This window comes from Agromyces kandeliae (assembly GCF_009674665.1).
GTDB classification, from domain to species: domain Bacteria; phylum Actinomycetota; class Actinomycetes; order Actinomycetales; family Microbacteriaceae; genus Agromyces; species Agromyces kandeliae.
This window is the reverse complement of sequence record NZ_WKJD01000004.1, coordinates 151,094-169,017: the sequence shown is the minus strand read 5'-3', so window position 1 is coordinate 169,017 and position 17,924 is coordinate 151,094. Positions and strand designations below refer to the sequence as shown.

The 17,924-nt window shown below is 71.1% G+C and carries 16 protein-coding genes and 1 tRNA gene; 2 read left to right on the top strand and 15 right to left on the bottom strand.

All coding sequences use genetic code 11. From position 1 onward, the window contains the following. Positions 1–3: 3 nt before the first annotated feature. On the bottom strand, positions 4–1,245 hold the full coding sequence (locus tag GJR97_RS01955; protein WP_324613020.1) for a glycosyltransferase: 1,242 nt from the start codon (positions 1,243–1,245) through the stop codon (positions 4–6). Between the two features lie 196 nt (positions 1,246–1,441). Beyond that, a complete protein-coding gene (locus GJR97_RS01950) occupies positions 1,442–2,359 on the bottom strand; it encodes a DMT family transporter (protein ID WP_324613019.1) in 918 nt (305 codons plus the stop codon). 40 nt (positions 2,360–2,399) lie between these two features. On the opposite strand from GJR97_RS01950, the gene def reads away from it, so the two are divergent. Beyond that, the gene (def, locus tag GJR97_RS01945; RefSeq protein WP_154344836.1) at positions 2,400–2,966 is read left to right on the top strand and encodes a peptide deformylase; all 567 of its coding nucleotides are present in this window, start codon (positions 2,400–2,402) and stop codon (positions 2,964–2,966) included. A 36-nt stretch (positions 2,967–3,002) separates the two neighbouring features. Here the strand turns inward: def and GJR97_RS01940 are convergent, their stop codons facing one another. The 12 genes from GJR97_RS01940 to dusB form a co-directional block, all read right to left on the bottom strand. Next, positions 3,003–3,308, bottom strand: a complete 306-nt coding sequence (locus GJR97_RS01940; RefSeq protein ID WP_154344835.1) for an AzlD domain-containing protein — start codon at positions 3,306–3,308, stop codon at positions 3,003–3,005. Beyond that, entirely contained in the window at positions 3,305–4,012 is a 708-nt protein-coding gene (locus GJR97_RS01935; RefSeq protein ID WP_324613018.1) for an AzlC family ABC transporter permease, read from the bottom strand. Before GJR97_RS01935 ends, GJR97_RS01940 begins: the two co-directional genes overlap by 4 nt. 112 nt (positions 4,013–4,124) lie before the next feature. Beyond that, positions 4,125–4,197, bottom strand: a tRNA-Asn gene (locus tag GJR97_RS01930). Positions 4,198–4,268: 71 nt separating this feature from the next. Then, the gene (locus GJR97_RS01925; protein WP_324613017.1) at positions 4,269–5,216 is read right to left on the bottom strand and encodes an NAD(P)-dependent oxidoreductase; all 948 of its coding nucleotides are present in this window, start codon (positions 5,214–5,216) and stop codon (positions 4,269–4,271) included. Positions 5,217–5,275: 59 nt separating this feature from the next. Next, on the bottom strand, positions 5,276–6,142 hold the full coding sequence (locus tag GJR97_RS01920; protein WP_229275905.1) for an ATP-binding cassette domain-containing protein: 867 nt from the start codon (positions 6,140–6,142) through the stop codon (positions 5,276–5,278). Beyond that, a complete protein-coding gene (locus GJR97_RS01915; RefSeq protein WP_154344833.1) occupies positions 6,139–7,833 on the bottom strand; it encodes an ABC transporter ATP-binding protein in 1,695 nt (564 codons plus the stop codon). Before GJR97_RS01915 ends, GJR97_RS01920 begins: the two co-directional genes overlap by 4 nt. After that, entirely contained in the window at positions 7,830–8,900 is a 1,071-nt protein-coding gene (locus tag GJR97_RS01910) for an ABC transporter permease (protein WP_154344832.1), read from the bottom strand. Before GJR97_RS01910 ends, GJR97_RS01915 begins: the two co-directional genes overlap by 4 nt. Before the next feature lies 1 nt (position 8,901). Beyond that, complete coding sequence (locus GJR97_RS01905; RefSeq protein WP_154344831.1) at positions 8,902–9,993, bottom strand: ABC transporter permease; 1,092 nt, start codon at positions 9,991–9,993, stop codon at positions 8,902–8,904. Positions 9,994–10,079: 86 nt separating this feature from the next. Next, positions 10,080–11,714 (bottom strand): ABC transporter substrate-binding protein, encoded by a 1,635-nt coding sequence (locus GJR97_RS01900; RefSeq protein ID WP_154344830.1) that lies wholly within the window; start codon positions 11,712–11,714, stop codon positions 10,080–10,082. A gap of 214 nt (positions 11,715–11,928) precedes the next feature. Further along, positions 11,929–13,956, bottom strand: a complete 2,028-nt coding sequence (gene dnaG / locus GJR97_RS01895; protein WP_154344829.1) for a DNA primase — start codon at positions 13,954–13,956, stop codon at positions 11,929–11,931. Between the two features lie 48 nt (positions 13,957–14,004). Further along, the gene (locus GJR97_RS01890; RefSeq protein ID WP_324613016.1) at positions 14,005–15,264 is read right to left on the bottom strand and encodes a deoxyguanosinetriphosphate triphosphohydrolase; all 1,260 of its coding nucleotides are present in this window, start codon (positions 15,262–15,264) and stop codon (positions 14,005–14,007) included. A gap of 4 nt (positions 15,265–15,268) precedes the next feature. Further along, on the bottom strand, positions 15,269–16,423 hold the full coding sequence (gene dusB / locus GJR97_RS01885; protein ID WP_154344828.1) for a tRNA dihydrouridine synthase DusB: 1,155 nt from the start codon (positions 16,421–16,423) through the stop codon (positions 15,269–15,271). 93 nt (positions 16,424–16,516) lie between these two features. Between dusB and GJR97_RS01880 the strand changes: the two genes are divergently transcribed. Beyond that, the gene (locus GJR97_RS01880) at positions 16,517–17,002 is read left to right on the top strand and encodes an aminoacyl-tRNA deacylase (RefSeq protein ID WP_154344827.1); all 486 of its coding nucleotides are present in this window, start codon (positions 16,517–16,519) and stop codon (positions 17,000–17,002) included. 240 nt (positions 17,003–17,242) lie between these two features. On the opposite strand, the gene GJR97_RS01875 is transcribed toward GJR97_RS01880, so the two are convergent. Then, positions 17,243–17,908 carry a DsbA family oxidoreductase gene (locus tag GJR97_RS01875; protein WP_324613015.1) on the bottom strand — a complete coding sequence of 222 codons (666 nt, stop codon included), beginning with the start codon at positions 17,906–17,908 and terminating at the stop codon, positions 17,243–17,245. Between the last annotated feature and the right edge of the window lie 16 nt (positions 17,909–17,924).

The following is a 17,924-nucleotide window of genomic DNA, read 5'->3' as shown; positions in this document are numbered from 1 at the left end:
ACCTCATTCCGGCACGATGACCGGGATCGACTCGGTGACCGGATCGGTCACGCGTTCACCACGATACAGACTCTCGAACGTGTCGAGGGTGCGCGTGATGTCGTGCGCCTTGATGAGCTTGAGCGACTGCGACTTCATGGCGTTGTAGTCGTCGCGCGACGCCTCGAGCACGGCGCGGAGCTTGGCGGCGAGGTCCTCGGCACTGCCCGGCTCGAACAGGTATCCGTTCTCGCCGTCGTGCACCAGGTGCGGCAGCGCCATCGCGTTCGCGGCGACGACGGGCAGGGCGGACGCCATCGCCTCCATCGTCACGATGCTCTGGAGTTCGGCGATCGAGGGCATCGCGAGCACGGACGCCCGGTGGTACGCCTGGCGGAGCTCCTCGTCGGTGACGTAGCCGGTGAACGTGACGCGGTCGGCGATGCCGAGCTCGACGGCCATGTGCTCGAGGTTGCGCTTCTGGTCGCCGCCGCCGACGATGTCGACCTTCACGTCGAGCTCGGCGGGAAGGAGCGTCACGGCGCGCAGCAGGACGTCGATCTGCTTCTCGCCGGTCACGCGACCGACGAACACGATGCGGTTCTCGGTCCGCGGCTCCCAGTTGGGCGAGTACTTGTGCGCGTCGATGCCGCAGGAGATCGCGTGCACGCCGCGGAGGCCCGTGTACTTCTCGAGGAAGTCGGCTGCTCGTCGCGTCGGCGTCGTGACCGACTCGGCCCGGCCGAACGTGCGGCGCGCGGCCTTCCAGGCGAGCCCGACGGCCCAGTCCTGCCACGCCTTCGGGATGAGCGTGAACTCGAGCATGTTCTCGGGCATGAAGTGGTTGGTGCCGACGATGCGGATGCCGCGCTTCGCGGCCTCGACCGAGAGCCCACGGCCGACGACGATGTGCGACTGGAAGTGCACGACGTCGGGCTTCACCTCCTCGAGGATCCGCGCGCTGTTCTGCTTGATGCGCCACGGAAGCGCGAAGCGGAGCCAGTCGTGCGGGTACCAGCGCCAGCTCAGCAGCCGGTGCGCGGTGAGCTCCTGGCCCTCGTGGACCTCCTTCCACGTGCCGTGCTTGCGGCTCGCGGCGGGCGCGACGACGTGCACGTCGTGGCCGCGCTCGACGAGCCCGGCGGCGAGCCGCTCGGCGAAGCGGGCGGCTCCGTTCACGTCGGGCGCGAAGGTGTCGGCGCCGATCAGGATCCGGAGCGGGCGCTTCGAGCCGGGGTCGGCGGACACGCTCGATGAGTCGGACACGTGGTGCTGTACCTCGCTGTTCGTGGAACGGGGTGGGTGACCGGGGCCGGGCCCCTCGGGAGATCGGGACGGGCAGCGTGGGCTGGGTTCATCCGACCCTAGTCTACGAGAGCAGCCGTCGCAGCGCCGATCTCACGCATCGCCCCCTGCTCGCATGAGCACGATGGGCGCATCGGAGCCTCGCGTCCGGTCGTCGTCAGAGCCGTGTCTGCGGATGGTTCTTCGCGAGCAGGAACACGCCCCAGATCGCGATCGCGCCCGTCACCACGAACACGCCGATCGCCCACGGGGGCGCCTGCGAGGCCTCGTCGAGCACCACGATGCCGATGAGCACCGCCACCATCGGGTCGACCACCGTCAGGCCCGCGATCACGAGGTCGGGCGGCCCGCTCGCGTAGGCGTTCTGCACGAAGTACGCGCCGAGGCCGGTCGCGGCGAGCAGGGCGAGCACGCAGAGCAGCGTCAGCCAGTCGAACTCGCCCTGGTCGACGCGCGAGAGCACGACCTTGGCGAGCGTCGCCACGAAGCCGTAGAGCACGCCGGCCATGAGCACGTAGAAGATCGCGCGGATGCGCCGGCGGAAGAGCGCGAAGGTGACCGCCGCAGCGGCGAGCACCACCATGAGGACGATGAGGATGGTGATGAGCTGTCGCGCCTGGACCGGCTTGTCGACGGCCGTGAACGCGGCGACGCCGACGAACACGAACACGCCGCCGACGCACATCACGATCGCCGTGATCGACCTGCGGTTGAGGCTCACCTTGTTGATGCGCGAGTTCAGGATCGACGTGATCACGAGCGCGAGCGCGCCGAGCGGCTGCACCACGATCAGCGGCGCGAAGTAGAGGCTCGAGAGCTGGAAGACGATCGCGAGCCCGAGCATGAGGGTGCCGAGCACCCACGACGGCCGTGCGAGCAGCAGGGCGAGCTGCCTGCCGTTCAGCCCCTTGCCGAGCGTGTCGGCCGTGTTCGCCTCGACCTTGACCACGCCGCGGTGCTGGAACTGGGCCCCGAGCGACAGGAAGACCGCTCCGACGAGCGCGAGCGGGATGCCGATGAACTGCGTCGGATCGAGTGGGATCAGCTCGGTGAGCTCGCTGAGGTCCGGATCCACCCCTCGACCCTACCGGCTCGCCCGCGGATATCCTTGGCGAATGGCCGTGCTCCCGATCCGAATCACGGGCGACCCCGTGCTCCATGCGCCGGCCTCGCCGGTCGAGTCCATCGACGACGAGATCCGCGCGCTCGTTCGCGACATGTTCGAGACGATGGATGCCGCGCCGGGCGTCGGTCTCGCGGGTCCGCAGGTCGGCGTTCCGCTGCGACTGTTCACCTTCGGGTGGACCGACGAGGACGACCGCGAGTGGCGCGGGGTGGCCATCAACCCCGAGCTGTGGATCTCGCCGCCCGTGCCCGGCATGCCCGACGAGGACGACGAGTCCGAGGGATGCCTGTCCTTCCCCGGCGAGCGGTTCGGCCTGCGACGTGCGGAACGTGCCATCCTGCGTGCGACCGACCTCGAGGGCGAACCGTTCGAGATCGTCGCAGACGGATGGCTCGCGCGCATCTTCCAGCACGAGTACGACCACCTCGACGGCGTGCTCTACATGGACCGCCTCGACGACCACGACCAGCGCATCGTGCAGAAGATCACGCGCAAGCGCGGCTGGGGCCGGCCGGGCTCGAGCTGGACGCCGGGCGTGGACGACCTCGAGGCGTGAGCCGCGGCATCCGCTCGCCCGCGCCTCGCAGACGCGTCACGCGAAGAGCCGGATGCCGGCCGCCACGGCCGCGGCCACGGCGACGACGACGATGAACGGCGTGCGTACCGCGTAGAGCGCGGCGGCGACGACGAGCGCCGGGACCCGCGCGTCGACCACGAGCGTCCGGCCGACCGCGAGGGTCTGCACCGCGATGAGCGCCGCCAGCAGCGCGACGGTGAGCAGGTCGGCGATCCTCGCGGGTCGCTCGCGCTCGAGGAACGAGGCGGGGACGAGGTGGCCCGCGAGCTTCAGCGCCAGGGTCGCCGCGGTCGCGATGAGGATGACGTGCCACACGGTCATCCGACGGCCTCCCGACGACGGAAGAGGTCGAGCCAGCCGACCACGAGAGCGACGACGGCCGCGACGAGCACCGGCAGGCCTGGCGTGAGCACCGGCGTCGCCACCGTCGCCACGACGGCCGCGAGCACGGCGGTGGCGCCAGCCTGCACTCGCTTGAGCCTGGGCCAGAGCAGGCCCAGGAACGCGGCTGCGGCTGCGGCGTCGAGTCCGTACGCCCTGGTGTCGCCCAGCGCGTCGCCGATGAGGGCGCCGAGGAGCGTGGTGAGGTTCCAGCCGAGGAAGATCGCGATGCCCGTGACCCAGAAGCCGACGCGCGCCGCGCGATCAGTCGCCTGCGCGAGCGCGACGGCCGTCGACTCGTCGATCGTCAGCCACGCCGCGGCGACCCGGTGCGCGAGGCCGTGCTCGCCGACCACCGGTCGCATGCGCATCCCGTAGACGACGTTCCGCACGCCGAGCAGCGCGGCGGCCGCGATCGCTGATCCCCCGGCCGCGACGCCGCCCGCACCGATCACGCCGACGAGGGCGAACTGCGATCCGCCCGTGAACATCACGAGGCTGAGGAAGCACGTCTGCCAGACGTCGAGCCCGGACGCGACCGACAGCGCACCGAAGGAGATCCCGTACGCGGCGGTCGCGAGCCCGACGGCGATGCCGTCGCGTCGCGCACCGCGGATCGAGGCGTCGACGTCGGATTCGGGCACGGATCCCAGTTGACCCCCACGTGGCGGGTCCGCGCAAATCGTGCGCCGGAGCAGCCACGCGAGCGGGCCGGAGACGACGACGGCCCGGACGATTCGGTCCGGGCCGGGGAAGCTCCCCCACTTGGACTCGAACCAAGAACCTATCGGTTAACAGCCGATTGCTCTGCCAATTGAGCTATGGAGGATCACGCTGGGCGCAGAGATACTGTAGCAAAGCGAGCGCCGGACTCCCAATCCGAGCCGGGCTCAGCTGACGTCAGTATCCGGCGTCGAGATCGATGCGTCCGTCGAACGTCGTGCCGTCGACGAAGGCGGCGACGTTCGCCCCGATCCGGCGCGCGAACAAGGGCACGGTCATGGCCTCGGTGTCGGCGACGTGGGGCGTGACGAGGCAGTTCGGGGCGGTCCAGAGCGGATGCTCCGCCGGCAGCGGTTCCGGGTCGGTGACGTCGAGCCCGGCACCGCCGAGCCGTCCCGACCCGAGCGCCGCGACGAGCGCGTCGGTGTCGACCAGTCCCCCGCGCGCCACGTTGACGAGCACGGCACCCGGCGGAAGCGCCGCGAGTTCGCCGGCCCCGATCAGCCCGCGCGTCGCCGGCGTGAGGGCCGCGACGACGAACACCACCTCGGCCGCGCCGAGCGCCTCGGCGAGGCGATCGGTGGTCACGGTCCGTGCCGCGCCGGGCACGGGGGCATCCGCTCGTCGCACCACGGTCGCGCGCACCCGGAACGGAGCGAGGAGCTGCAGGAGCTCGACCGCGATGCCGCCCGCGCCGACGATCACGACCTCTGCGCCGTACAGCGTCCGGCCGCGTTCGTCCGCCTCCCAGGCGGTGGCACGCGCACGGCGCGGGAGCTCGCGCAGCACCGCGAGCGCGAGTGCGAGCGCGTGCTCCGCCACGGGCTGCGCGAACGCGCCCTTGGCACTGGTCCACACGCGTCCATCGCCGCGGTGGCGGTGGAGCAGGTCGGCGAAGGCATCGACCCCGGCCCACGGGAGCTGCACCCAGGAGATCGCGGGGTGCTCCGAGAGGACCGAATCGAGGCGGTCGCCACCGTCCGAACTCGTCCACACCAGGCCACGCGTCGCGCTCGAGAGCGGTTCGACGCGCCCCCCGGCGGCGGACGCCGCGTCGACGAACACCGGATCGGCGTCGGGCAGGATCGCGATCGGACCGGCCTCCGGCGCCGTCGGGCCGGTCACCGCCGCACCGGGCGCACCCGCGACCGGTCGATGCCGCGGACGATCCCCGCCGGTCGCGCTCACCGACGCCCGTCGGGCCCGATGTCGTCGGTCACGGCGTGCCCGTCGTCGATCGCGCCCGCGAGCGCCTTGACGTACGGGTGCACCGGGTCGTCGAGGACTTCCTCCATCGTGCCGTCGGCCACGAGCTCGCCCTTGTCGAGCACTGCCAGGCGGTCGGCGACGCGGCGCAGCACGGGCAGGTCGTGCGAGATCACGATGGCGGAGAAGGCCTGGCCCGCGCGCAGCTCGGTGAACAGCCCCGCGACCGCATCGCGCACGGTGACGTCGATCCCCGCCGTCGGCTGGTCGGCGATGAGCAGCTTCGGGCCGAGGACGAGCGCACGTGCGAGCGCCACGCGCTGGCGCTGCCCGCCGCTCAGCTCGAACGGGAACTTCTCGAGCATGCCGAGCGGCAGGCGCACCGAGTCGAGCATCGTGGCGACGCGCGTCGCGAGCGCCGCCCGGTTGTACCGGTGGTCGCGCTCCAGGATCGGCTCGCCGATGATCTCCGCGACCGTGCGATCGGCGGGCAGCCGCATCGCGGCGTCCTGTGCGAGGTAGCCGACGTGGAACCTGAGCGCGTTCAGTCGTCGCCGGGAGACGCCGCGGAGCGGGGTGCCGAGGACCATGGCGTCTCCGCCGGTGATCACCGGACGGACCTCCCCACCGGCGAGCACCGGCTCGAAGGCCGCGCCCGAGAGCACCCGCGCGAGCGTCGACGCACCACTGCCGGCAGAGCCGATGAGGCCCACGACCTCGCCGGGCGCCACCCGCAGGTTGACGCCCCGAAGGGCGACGTGGGCAGCGCTCGGACCGCGCGCCGGGTACTCGACCGACAGGTCGCTGACGACCACCGGGTAGCCGTGCGCCGCATCACGACTCATCGTCCGCTCTCCTCCCGCAACCGTCGCAGTTCCTCGCGTCGATCGGCCTGCGCCACCGGATCGGGGACGGGAAGCGATGCGAGCAGGCGCTGGGTGTACGGATCCGCCGGCGAGCCGAGGACCTCGGCACCGGTCCCCTCCTCGACCAGCTTCCCGCGGTAGAGGACCGCGATGCGATCGGCGAGCAGGTCGACGACGGCGAGGTCGTGGCTGATGAACAGCGACGCGAATCCGAACTCCCGCTGGAGCTCGGCGAACAGCTCGAGCACGCGGGCCTGCACCGACACGTCGAGCGCCGAGGTCGGCTCGTCGGCGATCAGCAGCTCGGGTTCGAGTGCGATCGCACGCGCCAGGCTCGCGCGCTGCCGCTGGCCGCCCGACAGCTCGTGCGGGTACCGGTCGCCGTAGGACGCCGGCAGCTGCACGGCCTCGAGCAGCTCGTCCACCCGCGGGCGCGCGTCGCGCGCGTCGACGGCACGATCGTGGATCACGAGGGGTTCGGCGACGCACTCGGCGATCGTGAGCAGCGGATTGAAGCTCGACGCCGGGTCCTGGAAGACGAACCCGATCCGGCTGCGCGCCGGACGGAACCGACGTTCGCGGATGCCGAGCATCTCGTGGCCGAGCACCTGCAGCGAGCCGCCGGTCACCTTCGTGAGGCCAGCGATCGCGCGGCCGATGGTGGTCTTGCCCGACCCGGATTCGCCGACGAGCCCGAGCACCTCGCCGGGCCGGATCACGAGGTCGACGCCGTCGACGGCGCGGAAGCCCGGGCGGCCGAACCGGCCCGGGTACTCGATCTCGAGGCCCCGCGCCTCCACGACCGGCGTCTGCTCCGCCCACCCGGCCGGACGCGCCGCGGCACGCTCCGCCGCGCGGGCGACGCCGTGGCCGACGTACGGCACGGCCGCGAGCAGCGCCTTCGTGTAGTCGGCCTGCGGGTCGGCGAAGAGCTCGCGCGCCGGCGCCTCTTCGACGACCCTCCCCTGGTACATGACCGCGACGCGGTCGGCGAGATCGGCGACGACGCCCATGTTGTGCGTGATGAGCACGATCGCCGTGCCGAACTCGTCGCGCACGCGGCGCAGCAGGTCGAGGATCTCGGCCTGCACCGTGACGTCGAGCGCGGTCGTCGGCTCGTCGGCGACGATCAGTCCCGGCTCGAGCACGAGCGCCATGGCGATCACGATGCGCTGCTTCTGACCGCCCGAGAACTGGTGCGGGTAATGGTCGACGCGGTGCTCCGGGTCGGGGATGCCGACGCGACCGAGGATCTCGATCGCCCTCTTCCGGGCGTCGGCCTTCGAGACCGCGCCATGCGCGCGCAAGCCCTCCATGATCTGCCAGCCCACGGTGTAGACCGGGTTCAGCGCCGTCGACGGCTCCTGGAAGACCATCGCGACGTCGGTTCCGCGCACGGCTCGGAGCGCGGCGCCGCTCAGCGAGACGACGTCCTGCTCCCCCGTGCCCGCTCGGTTCGAGAGCACGACGGCGCCGCTCGTCGTCGCGGTCTCCGGGAGCAGCCCGAGGATCGTCTTCGCCGTCACGGTCTTGCCCGAGCCCGACTCGCCGACGATGGCGAGCACCTCGCCGCGCTCCACCGAGAGGCTCACGTCGTCGACGGCCTTGACCGCACCCGCATCCGTCGAGAAGGAGACGCCGAGGTTCCTGATGTCGACCACTGTGCTCATCGCTTGACCTCGATCCCGTGTTCGTCGAACGTCTCCCCGTCCTCGAGACCCGTGAGTCCTCCCGGACCCGCGTCGAGGGTGCCGCCCGGCACGACCGACGTCTCGGCGACCTCGCCCGCCGACTGCGCGACCCGGCGTCGTCCGCGCAGGCGCGGATCGGCGAGGTCGTTCAGGCTCTCGCCGACGAGCGTGATGGCGAGGACCGTGAACACGATGGCGAGACCGGGGAAGAGTGCGGTCCACCAGATGCCGCTCGTGACATCCGACTGCGCCTTGTTCAGGTCGTAGCCCCACTCCGCCGCCGCGGTCGGCTCGATGCCGAAGCCGAGGAAGCCGAGCGCGGCGAGCGTCAGGATCGCCTCGGACGAGTTCAGCGTGATGATGAGCGGGAGGGTGCGCGTGGCGTTCCGGAAGACGTGCCGGAACACGATGCGACGGTTCGGCGCCCCGAGCACCTTCGCCGACTCGACGTAGGCCTCCGCCTTGATCCGCACGGTCTCCGCGCGGATCACGCGGAAGTACTGCGGGATGAAGACCACCGTGATCGATCCCGCCGCGGCCAGCACGCCGCCCCAGAGGTTCGACTGCCCGCCCGAGATCACGATCGAGAGCACGATGGCGAGCAGGAGGGATGGGAACGCGTAGATCGCGTCGAACACGACGACGAGGATGCGGTCGAGCCATCCGCCGAAGTACCCGGCGTAGAGGCCGAGCGCGACGCCGATGAAGATCGCCAGGAGCACGGCGACGATGATCACGAGGATCGCCGTCTGCGTGCCCCAGATGACGCGCGACAGCACGTCGTAGCCGCCGACCGTGGTTCCGAACGGGTGCGCGGCGGAGGGCGGCTGCTGCGTGCCGAATCCGCCATCGGCGTCTGCGCGCTGCGCGAAGCCGTACGGGGCGATCAGCGGCGCGAAGATCGCGCAGAGCACGAAGACGAGCAGCATGAGCAGGCCCGCGACGAGCATGCCGCGCTGGAGCCCGACGCTCTGCCTGACCTGGTGGACGACGGGGATGCGATCGCGCCAGCGGCGCCCCGGGCGCGCGGTTGCGGTGACGGCCATGTCAGTACCTCACCCTCGGGTCGATGAACGCCGCGATGACGTCGACGATGAAGTTCGTGAGCGCGACGATCACGGCCAGGAGCACGACGATGCCCTGCACGGCGACGAAGTCCCGCGACTCGAGGAACTCGGCGAGGATGAAGCCCAGCCCCTTCCACTCGAACGTGGTCTCGGTGAGGACCGCGCCGGCCAGCAGCAACGCGATCTGCAGGCCCATCACGGTGATGATCGGGATCAGCGCGGGGCGGTACGCGTGCTTGCGGAGCAGGCGGGACTCGGCGACGCCGCGGGATCGCGCCGCGTCGACGTAGTCCGTCGCGAGCGTGCCGATGACGTTCGTCCGCACCAGGCGCAGGAAGATGCCCGCCGTGAGCAGCCCCAGCGCGACGGCGGGGAGCACCGCGTGCGAGAGCACGTCGAGGAGGACCTCTGGGTTGCCGGTCTGGATGGCGTCGATCGTGTAGAACCCGGTCCGGTTGGGCAGGGTCTGCATCTGCAGCTCGGCGCTGACGCTGGCACGACCCGCGACGGGCAGCCACTTGAGCCAGACCGCGAAGACGAGCTTGAGCAGCAGGCCCGCGAAGAAGATCGGGACGGCGTACCAGATGATCGCCAGGACCCGGGCGATCGCGTCCTGCGCCTTGTCGCGGTGGTAGGCCGCGTACAGGCCGAGCGGGACGCCGACGGCGAACGCGACGATGAGCGAGTAGAACACCAGCTCGAAGGTGGCGGGGCCGTACGTGGTCAGGATCTCGACGACCGGCCGGTTCGTGGTCATCGTGCGGCCGAAGTCGCCCGTCGCGAGTTGCGCGAGGTACTCGAGGTACTGGACGATCAGCGGCCGGTCGTAGCCGGCGGCGGCTCGCAGCTCGGCGAGCTGCTCGGGCCCGAGGCGACCGCCCTGCGCGGCGGTGATCGGATCGCCCGTGGTGCGCGCCAGGAAGAAGACGACGGTGACCAGGATGAAGATGGTCGGGAAGATCAGGAGGAAGCGGACGAGCAGGTAGCGCCCGAATCCTCCACCTGTGGCCTTGGGCCTGGGTCTGGCCGCGGCCGGCGCCTCGGATGAGGGCGCGGTGTCAACAGTGCTCATGGGTTCCTCACGAATGCAGGGAGACGGGGGCGACCCGCGGTAGCAGATCGCCCCCGTCGTCGTGCTGCGACGACTCTAGCCGGGACTCAGCCCTTCGAGAGCGCCGCGTAGCGGAACTTGAACGACGCGTCGAGGGTGTCCTCGGCGCCCTGCACGTCGGCGCCCACGACCGCGATCTGCGCACCCTGCATGTACGGGATGGTCGACAGGTCGGCGGCCACCGCGTCCTGGATCTCGCCGATGAGCGCGGCGCGCGCGTCGGCGTCGCCGGTCACCGACTGCTCGAGGATGAGGTCGTTGACCTCGGGGTTCTCGTAGTGGTTGGCGAGGAAGTTCTCCGTGAGGAAGAACGGCGACAGGTAGTTGTCGGCGTCCGAGTAGTCCGGGAACCAGCCGAGCTGGTAGGCCGGATACAGGTCGGCGACACGGTCGTCGGAGTACTGGACCCACTCGGTCGACTGCAGGTTCACGGTGAACAGGCCGCTCGACTCGAGGTTGTCCTTGATGATCGCGTACTCGTCCGACGACGACGGGCCGTAGCGCTCGGCGACGTACTGGATCGAGATGTCGAGCGGCGTCTCGATGCCGGCGTCCTCGAGGCGCTGCGCGGCCTTGTCGGCGTCGGGCTGGCCCGCACCGTCGCCGTACTGGTCCTTCAGCGCCTCGTTGGCACCGGTGAGCCCCTCGGGCACGTACGAGTACAGCGGCGTGAAGGTGCCCTTGTAGACGTCCTCCGAGATGGCCTCGCGGTCGATGAGGTCGGCGACCGCCTGGCGGACCGCGAGGGCCTTGGCCGGGTCGGCCTCGGCCGTGGTCGCGCCGAACGGCATCGTGTTGAAGTTGAACACCAGGTAGCGGATCTCGCCGCCGGGGCCGTCGACGACCTTGACGTTGTCGTTGCCGCGGAGGTCCTCGATGTCGGTCGCGCTCAGCGTGCGGTTCGCGACGTCGATGTTGCCCTCCTGGACGTCGAGCTTCAGGTTCGAGGCGTCGGTGTAGTACTTGACGTTCACCGTCTCGGTCTTCGCCTCGCCGAGGATGCCCGCGTAGTCGGGGTTGGCCTGGTACGCCACGAGGTTGTTGAAGTCGTAGCTCGTGATCGTGTACTGGCCGGCGAACGGCTCGCCCGCCACGATCTCGTCGTCCGGCGTCAGCGCGTCGGCGGCGAACACGTCCTCGTCCACGATCGGACCGACCGGGCTCGAGAGGATGAGCGGGAAGATCTGGTCGTTGGGCGACTTCAGCGTGAAGACGACGGTCAGGTCGTCGGGCGTCTCGACGCTCTCGAGGTTGTAGAGCAGCGACGAGGGGCCGTTCGGGTCGGCGATCGCGAGCTGGCGGTCGAACGTGAACTTCACGTCGGACGAGGTGAGCTCGTTGCCGTTGGCGAAGGTCAGGCCCTCCTTGAGGGTGACCGTGTACTCGTTCTCCGAGGTGAACTCCGCCGACTCGGCGATGTCGGGCTCGACGTCGGGGCTGCCGTACGGCGTGTTCATCAGGAACGGGTAGACCTGGTTCATGACGGCGAAGGAGCCGTTGTCGTACGAGCCGGCCGGGTCGAGCGCGGTGATCTGCTCGGTCGTGCCGATGGTGAGCGTGCCGCCACCTGACGAGTCCTCGTCGCCGCCGCCGGCGGAGCAGCCCGCGAGGGCGAGGGCTGCAGCGGAGAAGCCCGCGGCGAGCGCGAGGCCGCGCCGGCGGTTCGTGGATGCGGATGCCATATCCGTCTACCTCTTCCTGTCGGTGAGCGCGCGCGGGTTCGCCGCGTCGCGATCGTGTATCTCTCAGAGCTAGCACACGGGGCTGGTCGTGATGCCCGGCATGGGGGGCTTCGGCGGCCGAATGTGACCGATCTGCAATCTTCGCGGCGGACGCAGCTGCACAGGATGAGCAGTCCTCGGGTCCGGAGCCTGTCGATCCGCCCTCGCACCGCCGTCAGTCGCCGCGAAGGGACCGTCGCTCGCGCTCGATGTCGACGAGGGCGCGCTGGATCATCGCGTACGTCGACGTGTCGGCCGAGTCGGTCCGCTGCAGGCGGCCGAGCAGCTCCTGCTTCTGGCGCAGCAACTCGCGGTCGACGAGGGCGCCGACGACGCCGCGCACGTACGCGGTGAGCTCGGCGTCGCCCCGCTGCGGGACCGGGAGGACGGCCAGTTGCTGCACGATCGACGCGAACGGCGGCGGCACCTCGGCGACGACGCGCTCGACGCTGACGGAGCGGGTCGCCGCCGCCGGCGTGTCGACCGCGGCGGGCGAGACGACGGATGCCGCGGCGAGCACCGACGCGATGCCGTCGCGCACCACGGCGAGCGTGCCGTTGCCGAACCGGCAGTCCACGCCGTGGCGGAGGAGCTCGTCGCCGACGAGATCGGGGTACTGGAGCATGACCTGCAGCGCGTCGCGTTCGAGGCGGGTCGCCGGATCGTTCGGCAGCATGGTGATCGAGAAGGGGCGATCGGGTGCCGCATCCGCGCCGCCCTCTGCCCCTCCCCCCGCGCCGCGGGAGACGGGCCCGTCGGGCCGCTGCTCGCCCTGACGCCCCGGCGAGCCTGCGCCACCGCCCGCCCCGCCGGGACGACCGGCGTGGTCGGGCCGTCGTTCGCCGTCGGGCCGTTCGCCACGACGCTCGCGCTCTCCGTCGCGGGCGCGCGCGCCCGCAGCCCTGACCGCCCGCCCGACCTCCTCGAGCTCCATGCCCAGCATGCGGGCGAGCTCCCGCGTGTACCCGGGGCGCAGCGCCGGGTCGCGGATGTCGGCGACGATCGGCGCGGCGGCCCGAAGCGCCGCGACTCGCCCCTCGACGGTCTCGAGGTCGAAGCGGGCGAGCGTCGTGCGGATCACGAACTCGAACATCGGGGTCTTCGCCTCGACGAGGGACCGCACGGCGGCGTCGCCGCGCGCGAGCCTGAGGTCGCATGGGTCGAGCCCGTCGGGAGCGACGGCGACGAAGGTCTGCGCCGCGAACCGCCGTTCCTCCGCGAACGCGCGCATCGCGGCCTTCTGCCCTGCGGCGTCGCCGTCGAACGTGAACACGACCTCGCCGAGGCCCGTGTCGTCGCCGAGCACGCGACGGAGCACCTTGATGTGGTCGACGCCGAACGCCGTGCCGCACGTCGCGATCGCGGTCGTGACGCCGGCGAGGTGACACGCCATCACGTCGGTGTAGCCCTCGACGACGACGACGCGGTGCGTCTTGGAGATCTCCCGCTTGGCGAGGTCGAGCCCGTAGAGCACCTGCGCCTTGTGGTACACGGCCGTCTCGGGGGTGTTCAGGTACTTCGGGCCCGGGTCGTCGTCGAGCAGCTTCCGGGCGCCGAACCCGACGGTCTGCCCCGTCACGTCGCGGATCGGCCAGATGAGCCGCCCGCGGAACCGGTCGTAGACGCCCCGGTCGCCCTGGGAGACGAGCCCCGACGCGGCGAGCTCCTCCGTCGTGAACCCCTTGCCCCTGAGGTGCTTGGTGAGCGTCTCCCAGCTCTTCGGGGCGAAGCCGACCCCGAAGTGCCGGGCGGCCTCGGCGTCGAAGCCGCGCTCGCCGAGGAACCTCCGGCCGACCTCGGCCTCGGGGGTGCCGAGCTGCTCGAGGAAGAACTCCTCGGCGGCCCGGTTCGCGGCGAGCAACCGCGCGCGGTTGCCCGCGCCCTCGGCCGGGCCCCCGTCCTCGTAGTGCAGTTCGTAGCCGATGCGGCCCGCGAGACGCTCCACGGCTTCGGTGAACGTCACGTGGTCCATGCGCTGGAGGAACGTGTAGGCGTCACCGGATTCGCCGCAGCCGAAGCAGTGGTAGTAGCCGAGCTGCGGGCGCACGTGGAAGCTCGGACTGCGCTCGTCGTGGAAGGGGCAGAGGCCCTTCATCGATCCGACGCCGGCGGACTTCAGCGAGACGTGCTCGCCGACGATGTCGGCGATGTCGGTGCGGGCCTTGACCTCTTCGACGTCGCTCTGTCGAATGCGGCCCGCCATGTGGTCAATCCTATTCCGCGGATGCCCCCGGTCGGCCCCGCACGAGCCTCATCGCTGCACGAGCCGTTCGTACCAGGCGAGCGCGGACTGGTCGGTGAGGCTCGCGACCTGGTCGACGACGACGCGTCGCCGCGCCGAGTCGTCCGCCGCCGCCCGCCAGTCCTCCGCGAAGCCGGCGTCGAGGTGGGTGTCGCCGGTCTCCCAGAGCGCGTCCGCGAGCGCCGCGAGCACCTGCCGCTGCTGCGAGTAGATCGGCTGGCGCGTGTTCCTGGACATCACGAACGCGGCGACGATGCCCTTGAGCACGGCGATCTCGGCCTGGATCGAGCGCGGCACGACGACGTCGGCATCGAAGCGGATGAGGCTCGCGACGGGGTGGTGCGCGCGGGTCGCCTCGGTGGCGGCGTGCGCGAACCGCCCGATCAACTGGCTGGTGAGGTTCTTCAGCGCCGCCTGGTCGCGCCGACTGCCGGTCCACTCGGCGATCCACACGTCGAGCGAATCGAGCCGGTCGAACGCGGCGATGAGCTCGTCGTGCCCGAATGCGCCGCCGATCCACTCCACCATCGAGTCGACGAGCTCGTCGTGGTCGACCCGCCGGCCGAGCGCGGCGACGTCGATGTAGCCGCCGACGATCGCGTCCTCGAAGTCGTGCACCGAGTAGGCGATGTCGTCGGAGAGGTCCATGACCTGCGCCTCGATGCACAGGCGCCGTTCGGGGGCGCCGCGTCGCATCCACTCGAACACGTCGACGTCGTCGGCATAGAAGCCGAACTTGGTCCGGCCGCTCGGATCGTCGACGCCCGAGTCCTGGGGCCACGGGTACTTGCAGCTCGCGTCGAGGCTCGCGCGCGTGAGGTTGAGTCCGAGCGAGCGCCCCCCGGGCGAGAACACCTTCGGCTCGAGGCGGGTCAGGATTCGCAGCGTCTGCGCGTTGCCCTCGAAACCGCCGAAGTCGGCCGCCCACGCGTTCATCGCCTTCTCGCCGTTGTGCCCGAACGGCGGGTGGCCGAGGTCGTGCGCGAGGCACGCGGTGTCGACGACGTCGGGGTCGAGCCCGATGCTCGTCGCGAGCTCGCGCCCGACCTGCGCGACCTCGAGCGAGTGGGTGAGCCGGTTCCGGGCGAAGTCGAGCCCCGACGTCGGGCTCAGCACCTGCGTCTTCGCGGCGAGCCGGCGGAGCGCACTCGAGTGCAGCAGACGCGCGCGGTCGCGCGCGAAGTCGCTGCGCCGACGGTTCTCGTGCTGCTCGGGCAGGAAGCGCTCGGCGTCGGCCTCGTCGTAGCCGCCGAAGAGTCGATCGCGCACGCGGTCAGCCGCCGCTCGTGTCGAGCTCGGCGCCGACGAGGGTCGCCCGGTCGTGTCCCGCCAGGTCTTGCGAGTCCAGCCAGCCGTCGGGCAGCGCGGGGTTCTTCGGCGTGCCGGCGCGCCCGCGCGGTCCCTCGGCGCCCTCGCCCGGATAGGGCGTCGACCAGTCGAGCGTGCCGAGCAGGTCGTCGAGCTGCGCCAGCGACTCGACCGTCGCGAGCTTCGCGCGGAGGTCGCCGCCGACCGGGTAGCCCTTGAAGTACCAGGCGACGTGCTTGCGGATGTCGCGGCAGCCGCGCTCCTCGCTGTCGAAGAAGTCGGCGAGCAGCTCGGCGTGGCGCCGGAAGGTGCGCGCGACCTCGCCGAGGGTCGGTTCGGCCTTCGCCTGCTCGCCGCGGAAGGCCGAGGCGAGGTCGCCGAAGAGCCACGGCCGGCCGAGGCATCCGCGCCCCACCACGACGCCGTCGCACCCGGTCTCGTCGACCATGCGCAGCGCGTCGGCGGCCGACCAGATGTCGCCGTTGCCGAGCACGGGCACGCTCGTGACCGTCTCCTTCAGCTTCGCGATCGCCGGCCAGTCGGCGTGGCCCGAGTAGAACTCCGACGCCGTGCGCGCGTGCAGCGCGATGGACGCCACGCCGGCGCCCTCGGCGATGCGCCCGGCCTCGAGGTAGGTGAGGTGGTCGGCGTCGATGCCCTTGCGCATCTTGACCGTGAGCGGGATGTCGCCGGCCGCCGTCACCGCGCCTTCGACGATGTCGCGGAACAGCCCGGACTTCCACGGCAGCGCCGCTCCCCCGCCCTTGCGCGTGACCTTCGGCACGGGACATCCGAAGTTCAGGTCGATGTGGTCGGCGCGGTCCTCCGCGACGAGCATCGTCACGGCCTCGGCGACCGTCTTCGGGTCGACGCCGTAGAGCTGGATGGACCGTGGCGTCTCGGACTCGTGGTGCGTGATGAGCCGCATCGACTCGGGCGTGCGCTCGACGAGCGCGCGGCTCGTGATCATCTCGGAGACGTAGAGGCCGGCGCCGAACTCGCGGCACAGGCGACGGAACGCGGTGTTCGTGATGCCCGCCATGGGCGCGAGCACGACCGGCACCTCGAGGTCGAGGCCGCCGATCGTGAGCGGGCGGGCGGGGGTCGTGGTCGTTGGCATCGCCTTCGATTCTCCCAGACGGTCGGCCTGATCCGCCCGGGCTCGCATGGGGGGCGCATAGGATGCGGGCAGGACGAGGGTGAGGAGGACGGGATGACGCGGTTCGCCGGGTTGGAGGGCGTCGAGCGGGTGCAGGCCGACGCGTCCGCGAGGGGCCTCGACATCGAGGTGATCGAACGCCCCGCAGCGCGCAGCCTCGAGGAGGCCGCCGAGCTGCTCGGCATCGCGCCAGCCGACATCGTGAAGTCCCTGGTCGTCAAGCGCAGCGACGACACGTACGTCTTCGCACTCGTCCCGGGCGGCCGGAAGATCAGCTGGCCCAAGCTCCGGGCGCTGCTCGCCGTGAACAAGCTCCAGCTGCCCGACGCCTCGCTCGCGCTCGCCGCGACGGGCTACGAGCGCGGCACCATCACGCCGCTCGGCTCGAGCATCGCCTGGCCGGTCGTCGCCGACGAGGCCATCGTCGGACGGCGCGTCTCGATGGGCGCGGGCGAGCACGGGCGCAGCCTGTTCGTCGACGCCGACGCGCTCATCGCCGCGCTGGGGGCGACCGTCGCCGACATCAGCGACCCCGAGTAGCCGTTCGCCGACCCGGTCGCCGACGTTCCGGCGTCCGCCGTCCGCCGTCCGCCGAGATGACGCGAATCGACGTCGATACGCGTCGGGCGGTCGATTCGCGTCACCTCGCGGGATCGACCGACCCGAACCCGGGGATCAGGCAGGCGTCGCCCTCGCACGCGAGCTCGTCCGACGCCCCCTCGATCATCGTGAACGGCGCGGGCGCTGCCTCCGTCGTCGGGAGACCCCGCGACTCCGGGCTCACGCCGCCGTCCCCTCGCGCTCGCCGTCGACCTGCTGGAGCACCTGCGAGAAGACCTCGGCGGGTTGCGCGCCCGAGACGCCGTACCTGCCCTCGAACACGAAGAACGGCACGCCCTGGATGCCGTACGCGCGCGCCTGCGCGATGTCGGCCTGCACGTCGTCGGCGTAGCGGCCGGACTCGAGCGCCTCGCGCGCGTCGGCGCCGTCGATGCCGAGCTCCTCGGCCCAGCCCACGAGCTCGTCGATGCGGTTCACGCGGCCGCCTTCGGTGAAGTAGGCCTTCAGGAGCCGCTCCTTCATCTCGAGCTGCTTGCCGTTCGCCTTGGCGAGGTGCAGCAGCTCGTGGCCCTTCAGCGTCTTCGTGTGCGCGACCGACTCGAAGTGGTACTCGAGCCCGGCCTGCGAAGCGACGCCGGTCACGTGCTCGAGCATCTGCTCGACGCGCTCGAGCGGCAGTCCCTTGGCCTTCGAGAGGTACTCGGTCGTCGAGCCCTCGAAGTCGAGCGGGGTGTCGGGCGAGAGCTCGAACGAGTGGTACTCGATCTCGACCTCGGGGGCGTCGTCGCCGAGTGCGGCGATCCCCGCTTCGAGGTGGCGCTTGCCGATGTAGCACCACGGGCAGGCGATGTCGGACCAGATGTCGATCTTGATGGGGGACGTCACGATGGATGCGAACGGA

Bases quoted from the DNA above. Each gene is read 5' to 3' on its own strand.
- GJR97_RS01900 (WP_154344830.1), bottom strand. From the start codon at position 11,714: ATGGCATCCGCATCCACGAACCGCCGGCGCGGCCTCGCGCTCGCCGCG.
- GJR97_RS01920 (WP_229275905.1), bottom strand. From the start codon at position 6,142: ATGAGTCGTGATGCGGCGCACGGCTACCCGGTGGTCGTCAGCGACCTG.
- def (WP_154344836.1), top strand. From the start codon at position 2,400: ATGGCCGTGCTCCCGATCCGAATCACGGGCGACCCCGTGCTCCATGCG.
- GJR97_RS01915 (WP_154344833.1), bottom strand. From the start codon at position 7,833: ATGAGCACAGTGGTCGACATCAGGAACCTCGGCGTCTCCTTCTCGACG.
- GJR97_RS01940 (WP_154344835.1), bottom strand. From the start codon at position 3,308: ATGACCGTGTGGCACGTCATCCTCATCGCGACCGCGGCGACCCTGGCG.
- GJR97_RS01910 (WP_154344832.1), bottom strand. From the start codon at position 8,900: ATGGCCGTCACCGCAACCGCGCGCCCGGGGCGCCGCTGGCGCGATCGC.
- GJR97_RS01905 (WP_154344831.1), bottom strand. From the start codon at position 9,993: ATGAGCACTGTTGACACCGCGCCCTCATCCGAGGCGCCGGCCGCGGCC.
- dusB (WP_154344828.1), bottom strand. From the start codon at position 16,423: ATGCCAACGACCACGACCCCCGCCCGCCCGCTCACGATCGGCGGCCTC.
- GJR97_RS01880 (WP_154344827.1), top strand. From the start codon at position 16,517: ATGACGCGGTTCGCCGGGTTGGAGGGCGTCGAGCGGGTGCAGGCCGAC.
- dnaG (WP_154344829.1), bottom strand. From the start codon at position 13,956: ATGGCGGGCCGCATTCGACAGAGCGACGTCGAAGAGGTCAAGGCCCGC.